Source organism: Galbibacter marinus, from assembly GCF_000300875.1.
In the GTDB taxonomy this organism is placed as follows: domain Bacteria; phylum Bacteroidota; class Bacteroidia; order Flavobacteriales; family Flavobacteriaceae; genus Galbibacter; species Galbibacter marinus.
In genome coordinates this window covers 210,878-226,907 of sequence record NZ_AMSG01000002.1, presented here as the reverse complement: position 1 = coordinate 226,907, position 16,030 = coordinate 210,878, and the positions used below count along the sequence as shown (strand labels likewise).

Here is a 16,030-nt window from a genome sequence, read left to right as displayed (position 1 = left end):
CGTGTTTTCTTAGCTTAGATATTGAAATTATTAGGCGTGTAATTCAGTGACTGCAACAAGGAGTAATTGGGCAGATTTCTTTCAATAACACGAGCATCCATATTTTCGTATTCTGAATTTTGTGAAATAAACTCAGGCACAATTTCCTTCAGCTTTTTTACAATGATATTGGTATCGTGGTAGAGGTTTAACATACACAATGCATCGATCTGAGATTTTTTCTTTTCATAATCTAAGGTCATTGTCTTGCTAATCATTATTTTCTCATGATAGGTCGGCAAAGTGTTCTCGCCATCGGCTAGCAATTCCTCATAGAGCTTTTCACCAGGTCGCAAACCAGTGATTTTAATTCCCATCTCCTCTGGATATTTAAAGCCGGAGAGTCTAATCATGTTTTTAGCCAAATCCATAATTTTAACGCTCTCACCCATATCGAAAATAAAGATTTCTCCTCCCTCTCCCATGGAACCAGCTTCAAGAACTAATTGTGATGCTTCAGGGATGGTCATAAAATAGCGGGTTATTTTTTCATGAGTAACCGTTAGTGGTCCGCCTTTTTCGAGTTGTTTTTTAAACAATGGAATCACTGAACCATTAGATCCAAGGACATTTCCAAAACGTGTTGTTATGAATTTGGTAGTGTTGTCCGGGTTGTTTTGTAAACTTCCAATATAAATTTCAGCAGTTCTCTTTGTAGCTCCCATGACGTTGGTTGGATTTACGGCCTTATCGGTAGAGACCATTACAAACTTATCTACCTGGTATTTCATGGCTATTCTGGCCAAGGTTCGAGTACCTCCAACATTGATTTTAACAGCCTCATAAGGGTTTTCCTCCATCAGCGGCACATGCTTATAAGCAGCAGCATGAAAGAGAATATTAGGCGTGTGTGTTGAAATAACATTTTCAATTCCAAACTGATCCCGTACATCTGCCACAATTGCTACAAAATCTTTCACACCATCTCGTTTAAATTCCTGTTGAAGATCATATAGGGCCGACTCCGCAATATCGACAAGGATAAGTTTTTTAAAATTAAACTTGCTCAGTTGTCTGGCGATTTCACTTCCAATAGAACCTGCAGCACCAGTAACCATTAACACCTTACCTTTAAATTCGTGTTGCAATTTTTTATTCTCGATGTTAATAGGGCTTCGATCCAATAAATCTTCGAGCTTAATTGGTTTGATTTGATTTACGTTCAATTCTCCACTGATCCACTGTTCAATTGGAGGTACCACTTTAATAGTAGGTACGTAATCAATAAAAGTTTCCACTCTAGTTCTCAGCTTAGAAGAAGCTGTATTTTGAATGGAAATGATGATTTCATTTATTTGATGTTTTTGTATGAAATGCTTATCAACGGCTCCAGTTTCAATCACTCTAGTTCCATTAATGCTATTGCCAACCTTTCTTAAATCATCATCGATAAAGGCCACAATTTTAGTGTTTTTATCCATGTTACTAGCCAGGGCATATTGCGTCATAATTCCTGATTCACCAGCCCCATATATCAAAATATTCTTTCTTGCTTTAAGTTTACAATTCACAAACCTATAAGCTAATCCAACGATAATACTTGTAATAGCCAGTACTACAAAACTTAAGAATGTGTGTAAGATGATGATCGATTTAGGTATGGTAATACCAGGTAGTATGACATAAGTCTTATTAAGCGCCACTACACCCATGGCTAAAAATCCTAACAGCAAACAAGCTCCAAAGATATTTAAAAGATCCTTCATTCCTGTATAACGAATCATACGTTTATAGGTTCCCATAGCCGTAAAACTTACCACTGACAGCACAGCAACAATAGGCAAATCCATTAGGAAATTTTCAATATTAAAGTTCACCGTTAGGTGAAACCTTATGAAATAGACCATAAAAAAGGTTAACAAGACAAGGGTCACATCGAAGGTTAGTACTAACCATTTCGAAACAAATTTCGGTGCTAATGAGCTTAGATATCTATAAATCATCTCAGTAAAGTATTTTTAATCAGGTTGGTTGTTCTCTCTAATTCTTCTTCACTGAGATTTGAACCACTGGGCAGACAAAGACCAGTGTCAAATAAGGACTCAGAGAAGCCATTCACATACGCCTTACAATCTTTAAAGACTGGTTGCATATGCATGGGTTTCCACAGAGGGCGGGATTCAATATCTTCTTTAGCTAAGGCCAATCGAATACGTTCCCTGGTCTGGTAGGAATCGGTCCTAATGGCGGTTAACCAACGGTTGGAATACACCCCTTCTGGTTCACTTAAAAAATTGAGCTCTTGGAAATCTCCTAATTGCTCAAAGTAATAGTTATAATTTGCTCTTCTTTGTTGTACTCTATCCTCTAGGACTTCCATTTGCCCTCGTCCAATTCCAGCCACCACATTGCTCATGCGATAATTATATCCAATTTGTGAGTGCTGGTAATGAACTGCTTGGTCTCTTGACTGGGTAGCCAATTTTACAGCTGCATCCTTTTGTGCCTTGGTTTTAGTTATCAAAGCACCTCCTCCTGAGGTTGTAATAATTTTATTTCCGTTAAAAGATAGAATAGACAAATCCCCTAAAGTACCACACTTGATCCCTAGATATTCACTTCCAAGAGCCTCCGCACTATCCTCAATCACGGGGATATCATACTTTCTAGCTACCTGGTTAATAGCCAAGGCATCATAAGGCATTCCATAGAGGTGGACCGCGACGATAGCTTTAGGTTTTTTATGATTCTTTATACGATCCACAATTGCATTCTCCAATAATTCTGGAGACAAATTCCAAGTCTGTTCTTCACTATCGATAAAAATCGGATTAGCTCCCTGATACACTATAGGGTTTGCTGAGGCAGAAAAGGTTAAACTTTGACATAATACGTCATCGCCTTTACCGACTCCCAGCACTATCAAGGCTAGATGGATTGCTGATGTTCCTGAAGAAACTGCTGCGACATGAACGCCTTCTTTTAAATATGAAGTAATCGAAGCTTCAAATCCGTCTACATTTGGTCCAAGAGTGGCTACCCAATTGGTAGAAAAAGCCTCCTCAACATACTTTTGTTCCTGACCACCCATATGGGGAGATGAAAGCCAGATTTTTCTTTGCGTTGTTATCATTTTTAACTCTTATGTTTTTTCTTTAAAAGAGTTAAGCTATGTAAGATGGGTTGGTTAATGTTGATTTAATACCAATGGTACTACATCAAATTAAGGAACATCTTAAAAGGAAGTTTTTAAATGATAGCTGATAACTATCATGGAATTTCTCCGGTATCCAATTAAATTAATTCCTTGCTATTAATCAATTTAACTTTTCGAAGAATCAGCGTAAAATTAACAAAGTAAAGCGTCCTTCATTCGCTATTTCGGTGAATGTTAGCTTTATTTCGGTTAACGACGAAATCATAAATTAAAGTTAAAATGCTTTAACCATTCATCGGTAAAATTGGAAGTAAGCCGCATTTATTTTGAATTGGAACCCGCAATACAAATACCCCAAAACACTACATTTTCAACAAGTTACGCTTCTATGAATTTCACTTGATACAGGGTATAAATTAAACCAAGTCGATTTTTTAGGTAAGAAGTGTGCAGAAGCTTATATATTTGTAGGTAACTTAAAGTTGCTTCGATACTAAAGGAGTAATTTTCATACTGTAGTACTTTTAAATCAATTGAAGTTGAAAACGATTAAAAATATATGTTGCATAGGTGCGGGCTATGTAGGAGGACCGACAATGAGTGTGATCGCATTTAAATGTCCAGATATTAGGGTTACCGTGGTTGATATTAACCAAGAACGAATCAAGGCCTGGAATGATACCGATTTGGAAAATCTTCCCATATACGAACCAGGACTTAAAGATATTGTAGCCACAGCTAGGGGAAGAAATTTATTCTTTTCCACTGATATAGATCAGGCTATCGATCAGGCTGATATGATATTTATATCTGTAAATACTCCTACCAAAACCTATGGTAAAGGCAAAGGACAAGCGGCAGATTTAAAATACATTGAACTTTGTGCTAGAAACATAGCACGTGTGGCTAAGGATGATAAAATAGTTATCGAAAAGTCAACACTTCCAGTACGTACGGCTCAAGCAATAAAAAATATTCTGGACAATACGGGTAATCATGTCAATTTTGAAATTCTGTCAAATCCCGAATTTTTAGCAGAAGGAACTGCTATCAATGACTTATTAAATGCAGACAGAGTCCTAATTGGTGGAGACTCCACTCCAGGTGGTGAGGCCGCAAAACAAGCCTTAAGCTCTATTTATGAGAACTGGCTCCCTAAAGAAAGAATCCTTTTGACTAATGTATGGTCATCAGAACTCTCTAAACTTGTGGCCAATGCTTTTCTAGCGCAACGAATTTCTTCAATAAACTCCATTTCTGCTCTGTGTGAGAAAACGGATGCTAATGTAGATGAAGTTGCCAAGGCCATTGGTTTGGATAGCAGAATTGGACCTAAGTTTTTAAATGCATCTGTTGGGTTTGGTGGATCGTGTTTTCAAAAAGACATCCTCAATTTAGTTTACATTGCTAAGAGCTACGGATTAGAAGAGGTTGCAAATTATTGGGATCAAGTAATTAAGATTAATGATTACCAAAAACAGCGCTTCGCAGACACCATTTTATCCACTCTGTACAATACAGTGGCAGGTAAAAAAATCGTATTCTATGGTTGGGCCTTTAAGAAGGACACTAATGATACCCGAGAATCGGCGGCAATTTATGTCGCTGACGCACTCTTAGAGGAACAAGCTGAAATTGTAGTATATGATCCAAAGGTTAGCGAGCAGCAAATTTACGCAGATCTGGACCGGTTAAACACCCGATCAGAGCAGGAAAATCGTCGATTGTTAAGGGTAAGTAAAGATCCATTAGATAGCGTAGATGACGCACATGCCATAGCTGTACTTACAGAATGGGATGAATTTAAAACACTGGATTGGGAAAAAATCTATACCAAAATGCTAAAACCTTCATTTGTATTTGATGGAAGGCGAATTTTAGATAGTAATAAACTAAATGGTATCGGTTTCAAATATTACAGAATCGGTGAATCTTAAATAGGATATTTAAGACAGTTGATTATACTAATAAATTTAAACGCATATGTTAGAGTTAAGACAATGGTGTGAAAACTGTGGTAAGTAGTTACCAAATGATAGCGACGCCATGATATGCAGCTATGAATGCACTTACTGCAAAGATTGTGTTGAAAATATATTACAGAATGTTTGCCCAAATTGCGGTGGTGGTTTTGAAAAAAGACCTACTAGACCTAAAAAAACAATTGGAAAAACACCCCATGAGCACTGCAAAAATCATTAAGCCAACCAAGAAAATATCTTTTTTAATCGAAATATAAATATCGACCCCAGAGAGCGATAAATTTACTTTGAAAATACGTTAGCTAATCGATGATTAATCGGTAGGTCATAAGCTTATAAAAACCTAATATCCATTATACAACCAACAAATTGGGCTTTTAAAAGCTTCTTAGTAAAATGTTTTAACTCGATCAATGACATAATTGTTATTTGTGCAGTGTTCCCTTTTTAAATAGAAATAGACTAAATCCCATATAGTTGGAAGCTTATTATTTCCGCTAATCTACAGCAAGTGGAATCGCTCTCAAAAGTATCAACAAACCCTTTAGTTCATTTGAAAAATACCGTTCAACCGATTAATGAGCATTTCAAATTATTCTCAATTTCAATTAACGCTTTTTCTAGATATTTAACACGACTTACAGGAATCTAAGTACTTAAAATTTCTGTTTTTAGTATACGTCCACACTAGTGTAGCCAAAATCAACAGTCATTAAATAGATTAATAGCAGGATTTATTTAAAGGAATTGAATTTTAGGAAGCACCATGATATCAAAAGAAATTAAAGGCGGAGCACTGCTTTCATATGCCACCATATTTGCAACAAATATAGTAGGTATCGTATTAACGCCATATATTATAAAGTCACTTGGAGCTTCAGAGTATGGGCTTTATACAATGATAGGTGCCTTTGTGGGCTACCTAACTGTGCTAGATTTTGGGATCAACAACTCTATCATACGTTTTGTTGCCAAGTATCGCGCTGAAAAGGATAAAAAAGGAGAAGAAAATTTCCTAGCGGTTTCATTTATAATTTATGCCATCATCTCTCTGACAATTATTATTTTGGGAAGTATTGGTTATTTATACCTAGATGACCTCTTTGGTAAGACGCTTACTTTAGAACAATTGAATAAGGCTAAAATCATGGTGGTTATCCTAATTTTCAATGTAGCGGTGACTATCCCTGGAGGCGCATTTAATGCTATTTGCATGGCTTATGAAAACTTCCGTCTTCCAAAGGCAATCAACCTTGTAAAGTACATACTACGATCCATTTTGGTGGTGGTTATTCTATTTTACGGTGGGGATTCAATAAGCTTAGTGATCATAGACACTGTAATGAATTTAATTTTTATTGTTGCTATGGCCTATTTAGCCTTGTATAAGCTAAAGGTTAAAATTCGCTACTATACCTTTGAGAAAACTCTAGCCATGTCCATATTTCATTATTCGGTATGGGTCTTTGTTCTGGCTTTGGTTAATAAACTAAGATGGCAGTTCGGTCAGCTGGTTCTCGGGCTTAATTATGAAACAACTATCATAGCCATTTATGCAGTCGGAATTACTTTAGGAAGCTATTATGGGGCATTCTCTTCAGCCATTTCTTCATTGTTTCTTCCCAAAGCTATGCAGATGACTGTAAAGAGTGAATCACCTCAGGTAATGACAGAAACTTTTATTAAGATCTCTCGAATTTCTACCTACATCCTATTTTTTATCCTAGGGGGCTTTATACTCGTGGGTAGACAATTCATCCACCTATGGGTAGGTGACACTTTTAGAGAAGCCTATCTATTTACAGTTCTTATAATGATTGGACTCACCTTCACCCTTAGCCAATCCTTTGGTAATGATTTACTACAGGCTAAAAATAAGCACCGTTTTAGAGGCATTGTAATTTTAACAGCCACCTTACTCGGTGTTGCCCTTGGTTGGTATTTATCACTCAGTCACGGCGCCATCGGCTTAATTAGCTCCATAGTAGCATTTATCTTTCTAGAGCGCATTGTCATGTGGTGGTATATGAATAAAGAGTTACAAATCAATATGCTCTATTACTTTAAAGATTTCTCTGGACAGTTGATTTGTTTCCTTGTAGCCTTGGTGATTTCCTATCCACTTTTAGGATTAGTGACCACCGCTGGTTGGTTAGGTCTGTTTTGCAAAATAGCACTTTTTGGGGCGATGTACAGTTGCTGTATGTACCAAGTGATGAACAGAACTGAAAAACGTCTTGTCTGTGATTTGATACCAGCATCTTTAAAAGTACGAAGATAACCTTTCAAATGTTAAACCTAATTATTTAAAAAACACATTATACCATAACCACTAAAACAATGATCATTAAAAAACCTAGCATATTATTTGTACATCCCGATTTAAGAGGAGGAGGCGCCGAAAAGGTGCTGGTGAACCTTTTGAATTCCTTGGATCCCGATAGGTACGACATACATCTTTTGACTTACTTCGAGGAAGGTGTTAACCGAAAAGACCTCAGGGCTTCGATTAAACAGCGCTATATATTTAAAAAGGTCTTTCGAGGTTGGTCTGTACTTCAAAAGCTTTTTTCACCAAGGAAGCTCTATAGACTATTCATCAACGAAAAATACGACATTATAATTGCTTACCTGGAAGGCGTGCCCACTAGAATGGTAAGTGGTTGTCCACATAAACAAACCAAACTCATTTCTTGGCTACATACGGATTTAAATCTGGCTGGAATTGAAAAAGTATATTGGAATAACAAGGAAATGAAGGCTTGTTATGCACGCTTTGACCGCGTGATAGCAGTATCCGATCAGACCCTAGAGTCCTGTATCAATCAATGTAATTTAGATAGAGCTCATGGTCAGATTATTCACAATGTAATTGACACTGATTCTATCATAAAAAATGCAGTTCAATCTCTCAATGGTCAAGGGTTGAAAAGAGATGTTATAAATATTTGTAGTGTAGGAAGGTTGACCAAAATAAAAGGCTACGATCGATTAATACAATCGCTGAGTAAAATAATAGAAGACTTCCCCAAAGTTCATCTTTATCTCCTAGGAATTGGGGAGGAAAAGACTGCCTTGGAAAATTTAGTAAGTCAGCTAAAGATGGAAGACTATGTTAGCTTTTTAGGCTTCCAAAAAAATCCACATCGCTTTGTTTCAAAATGTGATTTGTTTGTCTGCTCCTCCTATCACGAAGGATATAGCACAGCAGTTACGGAAGCTGTTATACTAGGGACTCCTGTCCTGACAACTCAATGTTCTGGAATGAATGAAATTTTGGATAATGGAGAAATTGGAATGATTGTAGAGAATTCTAATCATGGAATATATCAAGGTCTTTATAAGCTCCTATCAAGGCCAGAACTGCTGGCTTTATATGCCGATAAGACTAGGGGTAAATCCAACTATTATCAACAGAACAATAATGCAACTCAAGTAGAGGAACTCTTTGACACTCTTTTAAATTAAAATTATTATGAATAATCCGTTTTTCTCGGTCATCATGCCTGCCTATAAGGTAGAACAATATATTGCCAAAGCTGTTGAAAGTGTACTGAATCAAAGTTTTGAAAACTTTGAGTTGCTTATAATCAATGATGGTTCACCAGACAATAGTGCTGCACTTGCAAAAGATTATTCCGCCCTAGACTCCAGAGTTAAGTTATATAATAAAGAAAATGGTGGGCTCTCGGATGCTAGAAATTTTGGTATAGAACATGCTAAAGGAAGCTATCTATATTTTATGGACAGTGATGATTGGATCGAAAATGATCTTTTAGAATCCATCTACAATAAAATTCAAATTAACCCAGTAGATATCTATGTGTTTGGATATTTCCTAGATCAAGAAGACCAACAGGGTCAATTATTAAAGAGACATCCTACCAAGCCTGAAGATTACAAATTTGATATCGGAACTGAGAAAGCGCCAAAATTAAACGGTGATTTAATGGGACTGCTAGGGTACGCGTGGAATAAGATCTATTCCAAAATATTTATCGATTACTACAAGCTTCGATATGACCAAGGAATTTCGTTAGTGGAAGATATGCTCTTTAACGCTAGGGCTTATCAAAAGGCAAATACTGTTGTAATGATAGAAGACTGTTTTTACCACTATATCAGCCGAGAAGTTCCCACACTAATCAAAAGTTACCACAAGGATTCCTTTGAACTAATATTGTCTAAACACCATGCTATAAAGCCTTTTTTAGTGAAATGGGGGTATGGTAAAAACAAAATAAAACAGACAATGGCTAACAACTTAGTGGTGGGTATACAGTACTGTATCAACAATCTATTGTATTATAAAAGCGAACTGTCTACAGCGGAAAAAAAGAAATACATAAACGAAATTCTTCAACATAAGGAGACTAAAAAATATATCGATTACTATCAACCCTCTACCAAAAGTGATCAATTGTATAAAAAACTAATTAAATACCGGTTAAGCTCGGTTATAATGTATATCAAATCATGGAAAAAAGCAGCTTGATAACACAACTAAAAAATAAAATTCCCTTTGAGACTAAGGTACAGTTTCAATTACAAAAATTAAAGTGTAGTTCTGATCAGGATGATTATTTTAATTTTAATGCTAAAGAGAAGAGAATTTTCATATTCCTCGCCGCAGATTATGGCAATCTAGGGGATGTGGCTATAACCTATGCTCAGCATCAATTCTTAAGCAAAACCTATCCCGAGTACCAAGTAGTTGAAATACCAATAAGTAGAACCCTTAAAGGAATTGTTCAGCTAAAGAAAGTCATCAAAGAAATGGATATTATAACTACCGTTGGAGGAGGTAACACAGGTGATATGTACTATCAAATTGAACATTTTAGGCAGTTGGTCATTCAAAATTTCCCAAATAATCCAATAATTTCCTTTCCGCAAACAATCGATTTTTCAACGACAGAAAAAGGTAGAAGACGTTTAAATAAGGCCAGTACTATTTATGCCAACCACCCTAAATTAACGCTCATTGCAAGAGAGTTAAGGTCATATCACTATTACAAAAAGCATTTCAAGAATAAGGTATTGCTTTTGCCTGATATCGTGACTACTTTGGATCGCTCCAAACCCGAATTTGAACGAAATGGAGCAATTATTTGCCTTAGAAAGGACAAGGAGCGAAAACTCAATGAGCAACAAGAATTGGAACTCACAAATTATGTAAAAGAACGCTTCAAAAACTTTGAATACTACGATACGCATATTGGCGGTCAAGGGATGAGTATGAGAAGTAAGATCACTGGACTTTTTAAAATCTGGGATGCCTTTAAAGGAGCTGAATTGGTGATCACAGATAGACTGCACGGAATGATCTTTTGTCATATCACCAATACACCAGCATTGGTGTTTTTAAACAATAATCACAAAATTGAACAGTCCTATAAATGGATCGCTCACAATCCCAGAATAAAACTAGTTAAAAAGTATCACGTCGGGGATATCGCTACAAAAATTAACCAGCTAAGTCAGCTTCCTGAAACCGATAAAATTTCATTGATCTCAGCGTATAATAACTTTAAAACCATGGTTGATTAATGTATGATTTATTCCCTATAGAAAACTACAGTAGTATCTATTACAACATCCAATTGGTTGTTATATTGTTAACCCTACTACATACCCAACTATTCGATTATAGAGATAAGGCTACCCATAAGTACCTCTCTATAATTGGGTGGCCATATGCACTGTTTATAGTTCTGTTCATTGGGCTGCGCCCAGTGAATGGAATCTTTGTGGATATGACTACCTACGCTTATATGTTCTACAGGGAAACCATTGGAAACCCCGTTGAAATCGGAACTGATATTGCCTTTGCTTTTTTATTAAAACTAAGTGCACGTCTAACCAATGAGACTGGATTTTTCTTTATATGTGCCTTTCTTTACATTGGAAGTTTAGTCATCGCTAGTAAGAATTTCTTTAAATCCTATTGGATCTACTGTTTTATAGCCTTGGTGGCTTCTTTTTCCTTCTACGCCTATGGAGTAAACGGAATTCGAAATGGAATGGCTACTTCTATATTTGTATTGGGAATTTCTTATCATAAAAAACCAGTGATTTCCGGTATAGTTCTCACGGTATCTTGTCTATTCCACCAATCGATGTACCTACCCACTCTAGCCTATTTAATTACTTTTTTCCATAACAATCCCAAAACTTATCTTATTGCCTGGTTTGCCGCAATTCCACTTTCACTTGTTTTTGGATCTTTTTTCGTGGGGTTATTCGCAGGACTTGGTTTTGCGGATGATCGTTTAAGTGATTATTTGCTCTCAGAAGCAAGCGCTAATGAATTTTCCAGTACTGGATTTCGATGGGACTTTTTAATTTATGGAGCCACTGGAACTCTTGCAGGCTGGTATTTTATATTTAAAAAACAATATAAAGACAAGGCGTATCATCGCATATATGGAACCTTTCTTATTGCCAATGCCTTTTGGATTTTGGTGATTACTGCTAATTTCTCTAACCGCTTTGCCTATCTATCTTGGTTCTTGTTGGCCATTGTAATCTTTTATCCCTTTTTAAAAAAACGCTTCTTTGCCTATCAACACCAAGTCTTTGGAGCGGTATTACTATTGTACTTTTTGTTTACCTATTTGATGAATCTATTAAAACCGAGCTTATAAAATGAAGTTAAGTATCATTATACCCGTTTATAATGTCGAAAAATACATTGAAAGATGTATTCGTTCATGCTACGATCAAAAGTTGGCACAAAGCGAATACGAAATTTTAGTGATCGATGACGAATCACCAGATAACAGTGTTAAAATAATCCAAGGCCTCATTGATTCTTATAGCAATTTAAAAATCATAAGTCAAAAAAACAAAGGCTTAGGTGGTGCAAGAAATACTGGCATTCAAAATGCTAAGGGACGTTATGTGCTTTTTTTAGATTCGGATGATTATCTACTGCCCAATGTTCTAGATAAACTAATGGAGATCGCCATTGTAAATACTTTGGATATTATCGATTTTGCAGCCAATGGTGTACGCGAGGATGGTAGGGTTGTATATTCCATTAGCCATCAAAATTGTCCACAACCTATTACAGGCCCTGAATACTTTATCAAAGGCCACCATAACTCGGCTTGTGTTCGCTTATATCGTACTGAATTTCTCTTACAAAACAATTTATTATTTAAGGAGAAAGTGTACATAGAGGATGTGGAATTTAATTTTAAAGGGGTATTTTTGGCACAGCGAATTATGTCCACCCCTATAGTGGTTTCCAACTTTGTCCAAACCTCAGACTCTATTACACGCAGTAGTAATACTAAAAAAAACCAGAAGCTAATCCAAGACATTCTAAAAAGTACACTTCTAATTGATTCCTATAGCAAACACAGCATCACCCCAAATTCCATCGCTTATCAAAAAAGTCGAGCTAAGGTAAATGAATTGGTTATTTCATTGCTCAAAAACCTATTTTCCAAAAGCAAAAGCCAACAGCTCTTCTACGCTACTATTAAGGCTTTAAGAACCGCGGAATTATACCCTGTACGCTATATTTCAGACAATCCCCAACGGAATTTATTTAAAAATTTTGCTAACCAGTATTGGATTTTCAAACAATTCTATACACTAAAAACACGATTTGGATCATGAAAGATACCTTTCTCATAATAACCACCGTGCCGCAGTCTCTAAATTTTTATCAGGGACAAGTTAAAGTACTTAAAACAAAGTACCATATCGAAGTTGCCTCGAGTCCTGGGCAGAGACTTGATACCTTTGGAGAACTCGAAAAAGTTCCCATTCACCCAGTGCCCATGAAAAGAGAAATTTCGATATTTTCAGATCTTTTAAGCTTGTATAGGCTCTTTAAACTTATCAAAAAAATAAAACCGAAAGTAGTTCACGCTAGTACTCCAAAAGCAGGATTCTTAGGAATGCTAGCGGCATATTTAAACAGAACACCCGTAAGAATTTATTTTGTACTAGGTTTACGATACGAGGGTACTAGTGGATTTAAAAGGAAGTTCTTAATGTGGATGGAAAGCTTAAGTTGCAAACTTTCAACCCATGTGTTTGCCGTGAGTAAGGGCACCAAAAAAACCCTATTAGAACAAAAGATTACTAACAAAGAAGTACGGATTATTTGGAATGGTAGTATCAATGGCATTAATACAAGTCAATTTAACCTTGAAGCAACTCCTTGTGCCAATATTGACAAAAATCTCATCCCAGAAGGAAGTTTTGTCTTTGGTTATGTTGGACGTCTTGTAGGCGATAAAGGCACCAACGAACTTATCGATGCATTTACCCAAATGCATCAAAGCCATCCCGAGATTCGATTACTGTTGATTGGAGATTTTGAAGATATCCAGGACCCTGTTTCTGATAGAACGAGATCTTTAATTAAGAATCATCCAGCTATTGTATATGCAGGTTATCAAAGCAACGTAAAACCATTTTTTAAACTCATGGATGTTTTCGTTTTCCCATCCTATAGAGAAGGATTTGGAATGGTTGTCATGGAAGCCGCTGCCATGGAAAAACCTGTAATTTGCTCTGATATCACTGGATGCAATGAAATCATAATCGATGGTCATACTGGTGTTTTAATTCCACCGAGATCCACTGATATGTTATTATTAGCAATGAGTTCCCTTCGCACCAGACCTGAACTTTTAGAAAAGCTTAGTTCAAACGCTAGAGCATCTGTCATCCAGCGATATGAACAACAAACTTTGTGGAAACATTCGTTAGAGGCGTACGCTAAAATAACCAACTAAAATTCTAATATAAAAAAACCACCCCAAAATACAATGGGATGGTCAAATTTAAACTATGATTCAATTGAACTATAGAATCTGATTATTGGTCAATACAATATTCTCAGAATTTACAGCTTCTACTCTTTCACTTATTTCTGAATTTTGAATGGTTATATTTTTACTATTATAAATATATAATTCTCTATTAGACAAGAAGGTACAGTTATCGAACAACAATCTATCAACACTGCCCGACAATCTCTTGTTTAAATCATTCAAATATATTGGACGGTGTTGTACACTAATTTTATCACCTTTAATGGTCACATTTTTGGCAATAGAATTACCTCTAGAAAAATAACCATAGCTAACACTTCTATTACTCTCCAAGGTATTATTTGAGATTTGAGCATTTTCAATATCAGTGATGTTAATACCTGTCACAAAATCATATAATTTATTTTCAGAAACAGTTACATTTTGAGTACCGACTTTCATAGAGGTATCATAGCCTGAAATGGTATTTCCCGTCACTTCTATATTATACGTTAAATGTTCTGTATCGTTCACAATAAAATTATCAAAGCTCACTGCAATTTGGGTTGTAATTCTATCACCAGCGGTAAATTCATTATTGGCGATTTTCACATCATGACCAGCATGAACTCCTACCCTATTGTCAAAGGTATTCCCTATAATATCAACAAAGCTAGCGGTATAAACAATCACATCGGCTACATCATTTCCAACAAATTTATTGTTTCTTATGGTTACATTGGTAACTCTTTCATATTTATATAGACTACCATCAGCTCTACGCTCTCGATATGCTTCTAAATCGATTCCAACTTCAGGAGCAGTACCTGCATAATCTTGTCCACTTTCATCTTCACCGCCTGCATTAGAAATCACATTATTTTCTATAATCACCCCATTAGCATCAATGATAGAGAAGTTATTTCTTCTACATTTATCAATTAAGCTATTCTTAATTACAACATTTGAAGACTCCATTTCACCTGGCTTTATTGAACCGTCCGTATTTCTAATGGCTGAAATCTGAACTAAAACACCATCGCCTTCTCCTTCATAGATATTGACATTATCCACTGTTATATTCTGAGATCCAGCTATATTAACAAGTGAACCATACCCATGAGTATTTCTGGAAACCCCTGTCTCATCGGTAACATTTGAATAATCATGTAAATAACGGTCACCTACTAGGTTTCCACCTTCAATAATCACATTTTGTGCCTTAAAGGTCATAAGCAAACGGCTAAACGGATTGTTTGTTGGTTGTACACGGATAAAGGTATTATCACTCATAAGAAAATGAGTGTTAGAAGGCACCTTAATAGAGTTATCCTCATAGGAAAAAGGAGCATGTGAGGTAAGTCTTCTTCCAAAAAAGTATGCATCTAATTTATCGATTTCAAATACTTCCATACCTAAATCATGCGTAAGTTCAATGGCAGTATTTAGATTTTCTTTATTTTGGAAAGCTTTATCATCCGTGGTTTTTCCTTGAACCATGTCCCAACGAGAAGGCACAAAGATAAAATGGGGATGTTCAATAGCTAAATCTCCCTCTACTTGAAGATCAATATTGAGTAATTGTCCGTCGATGACCCCCTTTGAGGAAAAAACCAAACTACCGTTGGTGATTTTACCTCCATCAAAATTAAGCTTAACTCCATCTGGTAAACTTATACGTTGACCTTTAAGATCGTAATCACAACTAATATTTAAGGATGCATTCACCGTTGTAGTTGTAAAATCATAATCACATGGAATATCAACAGCATCTGTAATGACATTATAGGGATCATCCGTTCCAGGTTCGGGATCAGGATCAATTATTTCAGAGTTCTCATCATCTCCGTTTAAAAACCCATCTAATACCTGATCGTCATCACAGGAAATAAACATAAACACTAAACTTACGAATAGCAGCATCAACCAACTTCTTTTATACATGGCTAAGTTCAATTTTATTAATAATTATACATTAGGGCTTGTCAAAAAAATAGATGAAATGCACTTTTCATCGACAAACCACAATTCTTTTGTAATTATACGCTTAATTGCTTGATTTAGATTGCTTAAGACTACGCATAAACTGTTAAAAATTGTGATTAAAATGCAATTCATTGTATTTCAATGCATTA

General features: G+C 36.0%; 12 protein-coding genes. 9 read left to right on the top strand and 3 right to left on the bottom strand.

Annotated elements, in window-relative coordinates:
* Positions 1-14 precede the first annotated feature (14 nt).
* Together I215_RS02740 and I215_RS02735 are read right to left on the bottom strand one after the other, a co-directional pair.
* Positions 15-1,982 (bottom strand): polysaccharide biosynthesis protein, encoded by a 1,968-nt coding sequence (locus I215_RS02740; RefSeq protein WP_008990422.1) that lies wholly within the window; start codon positions 1,980-1,982, stop codon positions 15-17.
* Positions 1,979-3,112 carry a DegT/DnrJ/EryC1/StrS family aminotransferase gene (locus I215_RS02735; RefSeq protein WP_008990421.1) on the bottom strand — a complete coding sequence of 378 codons (1,134 nt, stop codon included), beginning with the start codon at positions 3,110-3,112 and terminating at the stop codon, positions 1,979-1,981. Before I215_RS02735 ends, I215_RS02740 begins: the two co-directional genes overlap by 4 nt.
* Before the next feature lie 620 nt (positions 3,113-3,732).
* On the opposite strand from I215_RS02735, the gene I215_RS02730 reads away from it, so the two are divergent.
* The 9 genes from I215_RS02730 (at position 3,733) to I215_RS02690 (ending at position 13,877) form a co-directional block, all read left to right on the top strand.
* Positions 3,733-5,073: a nucleotide sugar dehydrogenase gene (locus tag I215_RS02730; RefSeq protein WP_008990420.1), complete on the top strand. Its 1,341-nt coding sequence runs from the start codon at positions 3,733-3,735 to the stop codon at positions 5,071-5,073.
* A 109-nt stretch (positions 5,074-5,182) separates the two neighbouring features.
* Entirely contained in the window at positions 5,183-5,338 is a 156-nt protein-coding gene (locus I215_RS16600; protein ID WP_316928321.1) for a DUF1272 domain-containing protein, read from the top strand.
* Between the two features lie 546 nt (positions 5,339-5,884).
* Positions 5,885-7,399, top strand: coding sequence for a lipopolysaccharide biosynthesis protein (locus I215_RS02720; protein WP_008990419.1), 1,515 nt, complete (start codon positions 5,885-5,887; stop codon positions 7,397-7,399).
* A 59-nt stretch (positions 7,400-7,458) separates the two neighbouring features.
* The gene (locus I215_RS02715; RefSeq protein ID WP_008990418.1) at positions 7,459-8,586 is read left to right on the top strand and encodes a glycosyltransferase; all 1,128 of its coding nucleotides are present in this window, start codon (positions 7,459-7,461) and stop codon (positions 8,584-8,586) included.
* A 7-nt stretch (positions 8,587-8,593) separates the two neighbouring features.
* The gene (locus tag I215_RS15660) at positions 8,594-9,613 is read left to right on the top strand and encodes a glycosyltransferase family 2 protein (protein WP_008990417.1); all 1,020 of its coding nucleotides are present in this window, start codon (positions 8,594-8,596) and stop codon (positions 9,611-9,613) included.
* Positions 9,595-10,668, top strand: a complete 1,074-nt coding sequence (locus tag I215_RS02705) for a polysaccharide pyruvyl transferase family protein (RefSeq protein ID WP_008990416.1) — start codon at positions 9,595-9,597, stop codon at positions 10,666-10,668. The genes I215_RS15660 and I215_RS02705 overlap by 19 nt, the downstream gene beginning before the upstream one ends.
* Complete coding sequence (locus I215_RS02700; protein ID WP_008990415.1) at positions 10,668-11,765, top strand: EpsG family protein; 1,098 nt, start codon at positions 10,668-10,670, stop codon at positions 11,763-11,765. Before I215_RS02705 ends, I215_RS02700 begins: the two co-directional genes overlap by 1 nt.
* Position 11,766: 1 nt before the next feature.
* Positions 11,767-12,747 (top strand): glycosyltransferase family 2 protein, encoded by a 981-nt coding sequence (locus I215_RS02695; protein ID WP_008990414.1) that lies wholly within the window; start codon positions 11,767-11,769, stop codon positions 12,745-12,747.
* Positions 12,744-13,877, top strand: a complete 1,134-nt coding sequence (locus tag I215_RS02690) for a glycosyltransferase family 4 protein (protein ID WP_008990413.1) — start codon at positions 12,744-12,746, stop codon at positions 13,875-13,877. The genes I215_RS02695 and I215_RS02690 overlap by 4 nt, the downstream gene beginning before the upstream one ends.
* A 69-nt stretch (positions 13,878-13,946) precedes the next feature.
* On the opposite strand, the gene I215_RS02685 is transcribed toward I215_RS02690, so the two are convergent.
* On the bottom strand, positions 13,947-15,839 hold the full coding sequence (locus I215_RS02685) for a right-handed parallel beta-helix repeat-containing protein (RefSeq protein WP_156800180.1): 1,893 nt from the start codon (positions 15,837-15,839) through the stop codon (positions 13,947-13,949).
* Positions 15,840-16,030 lie beyond the last annotated feature (191 nt).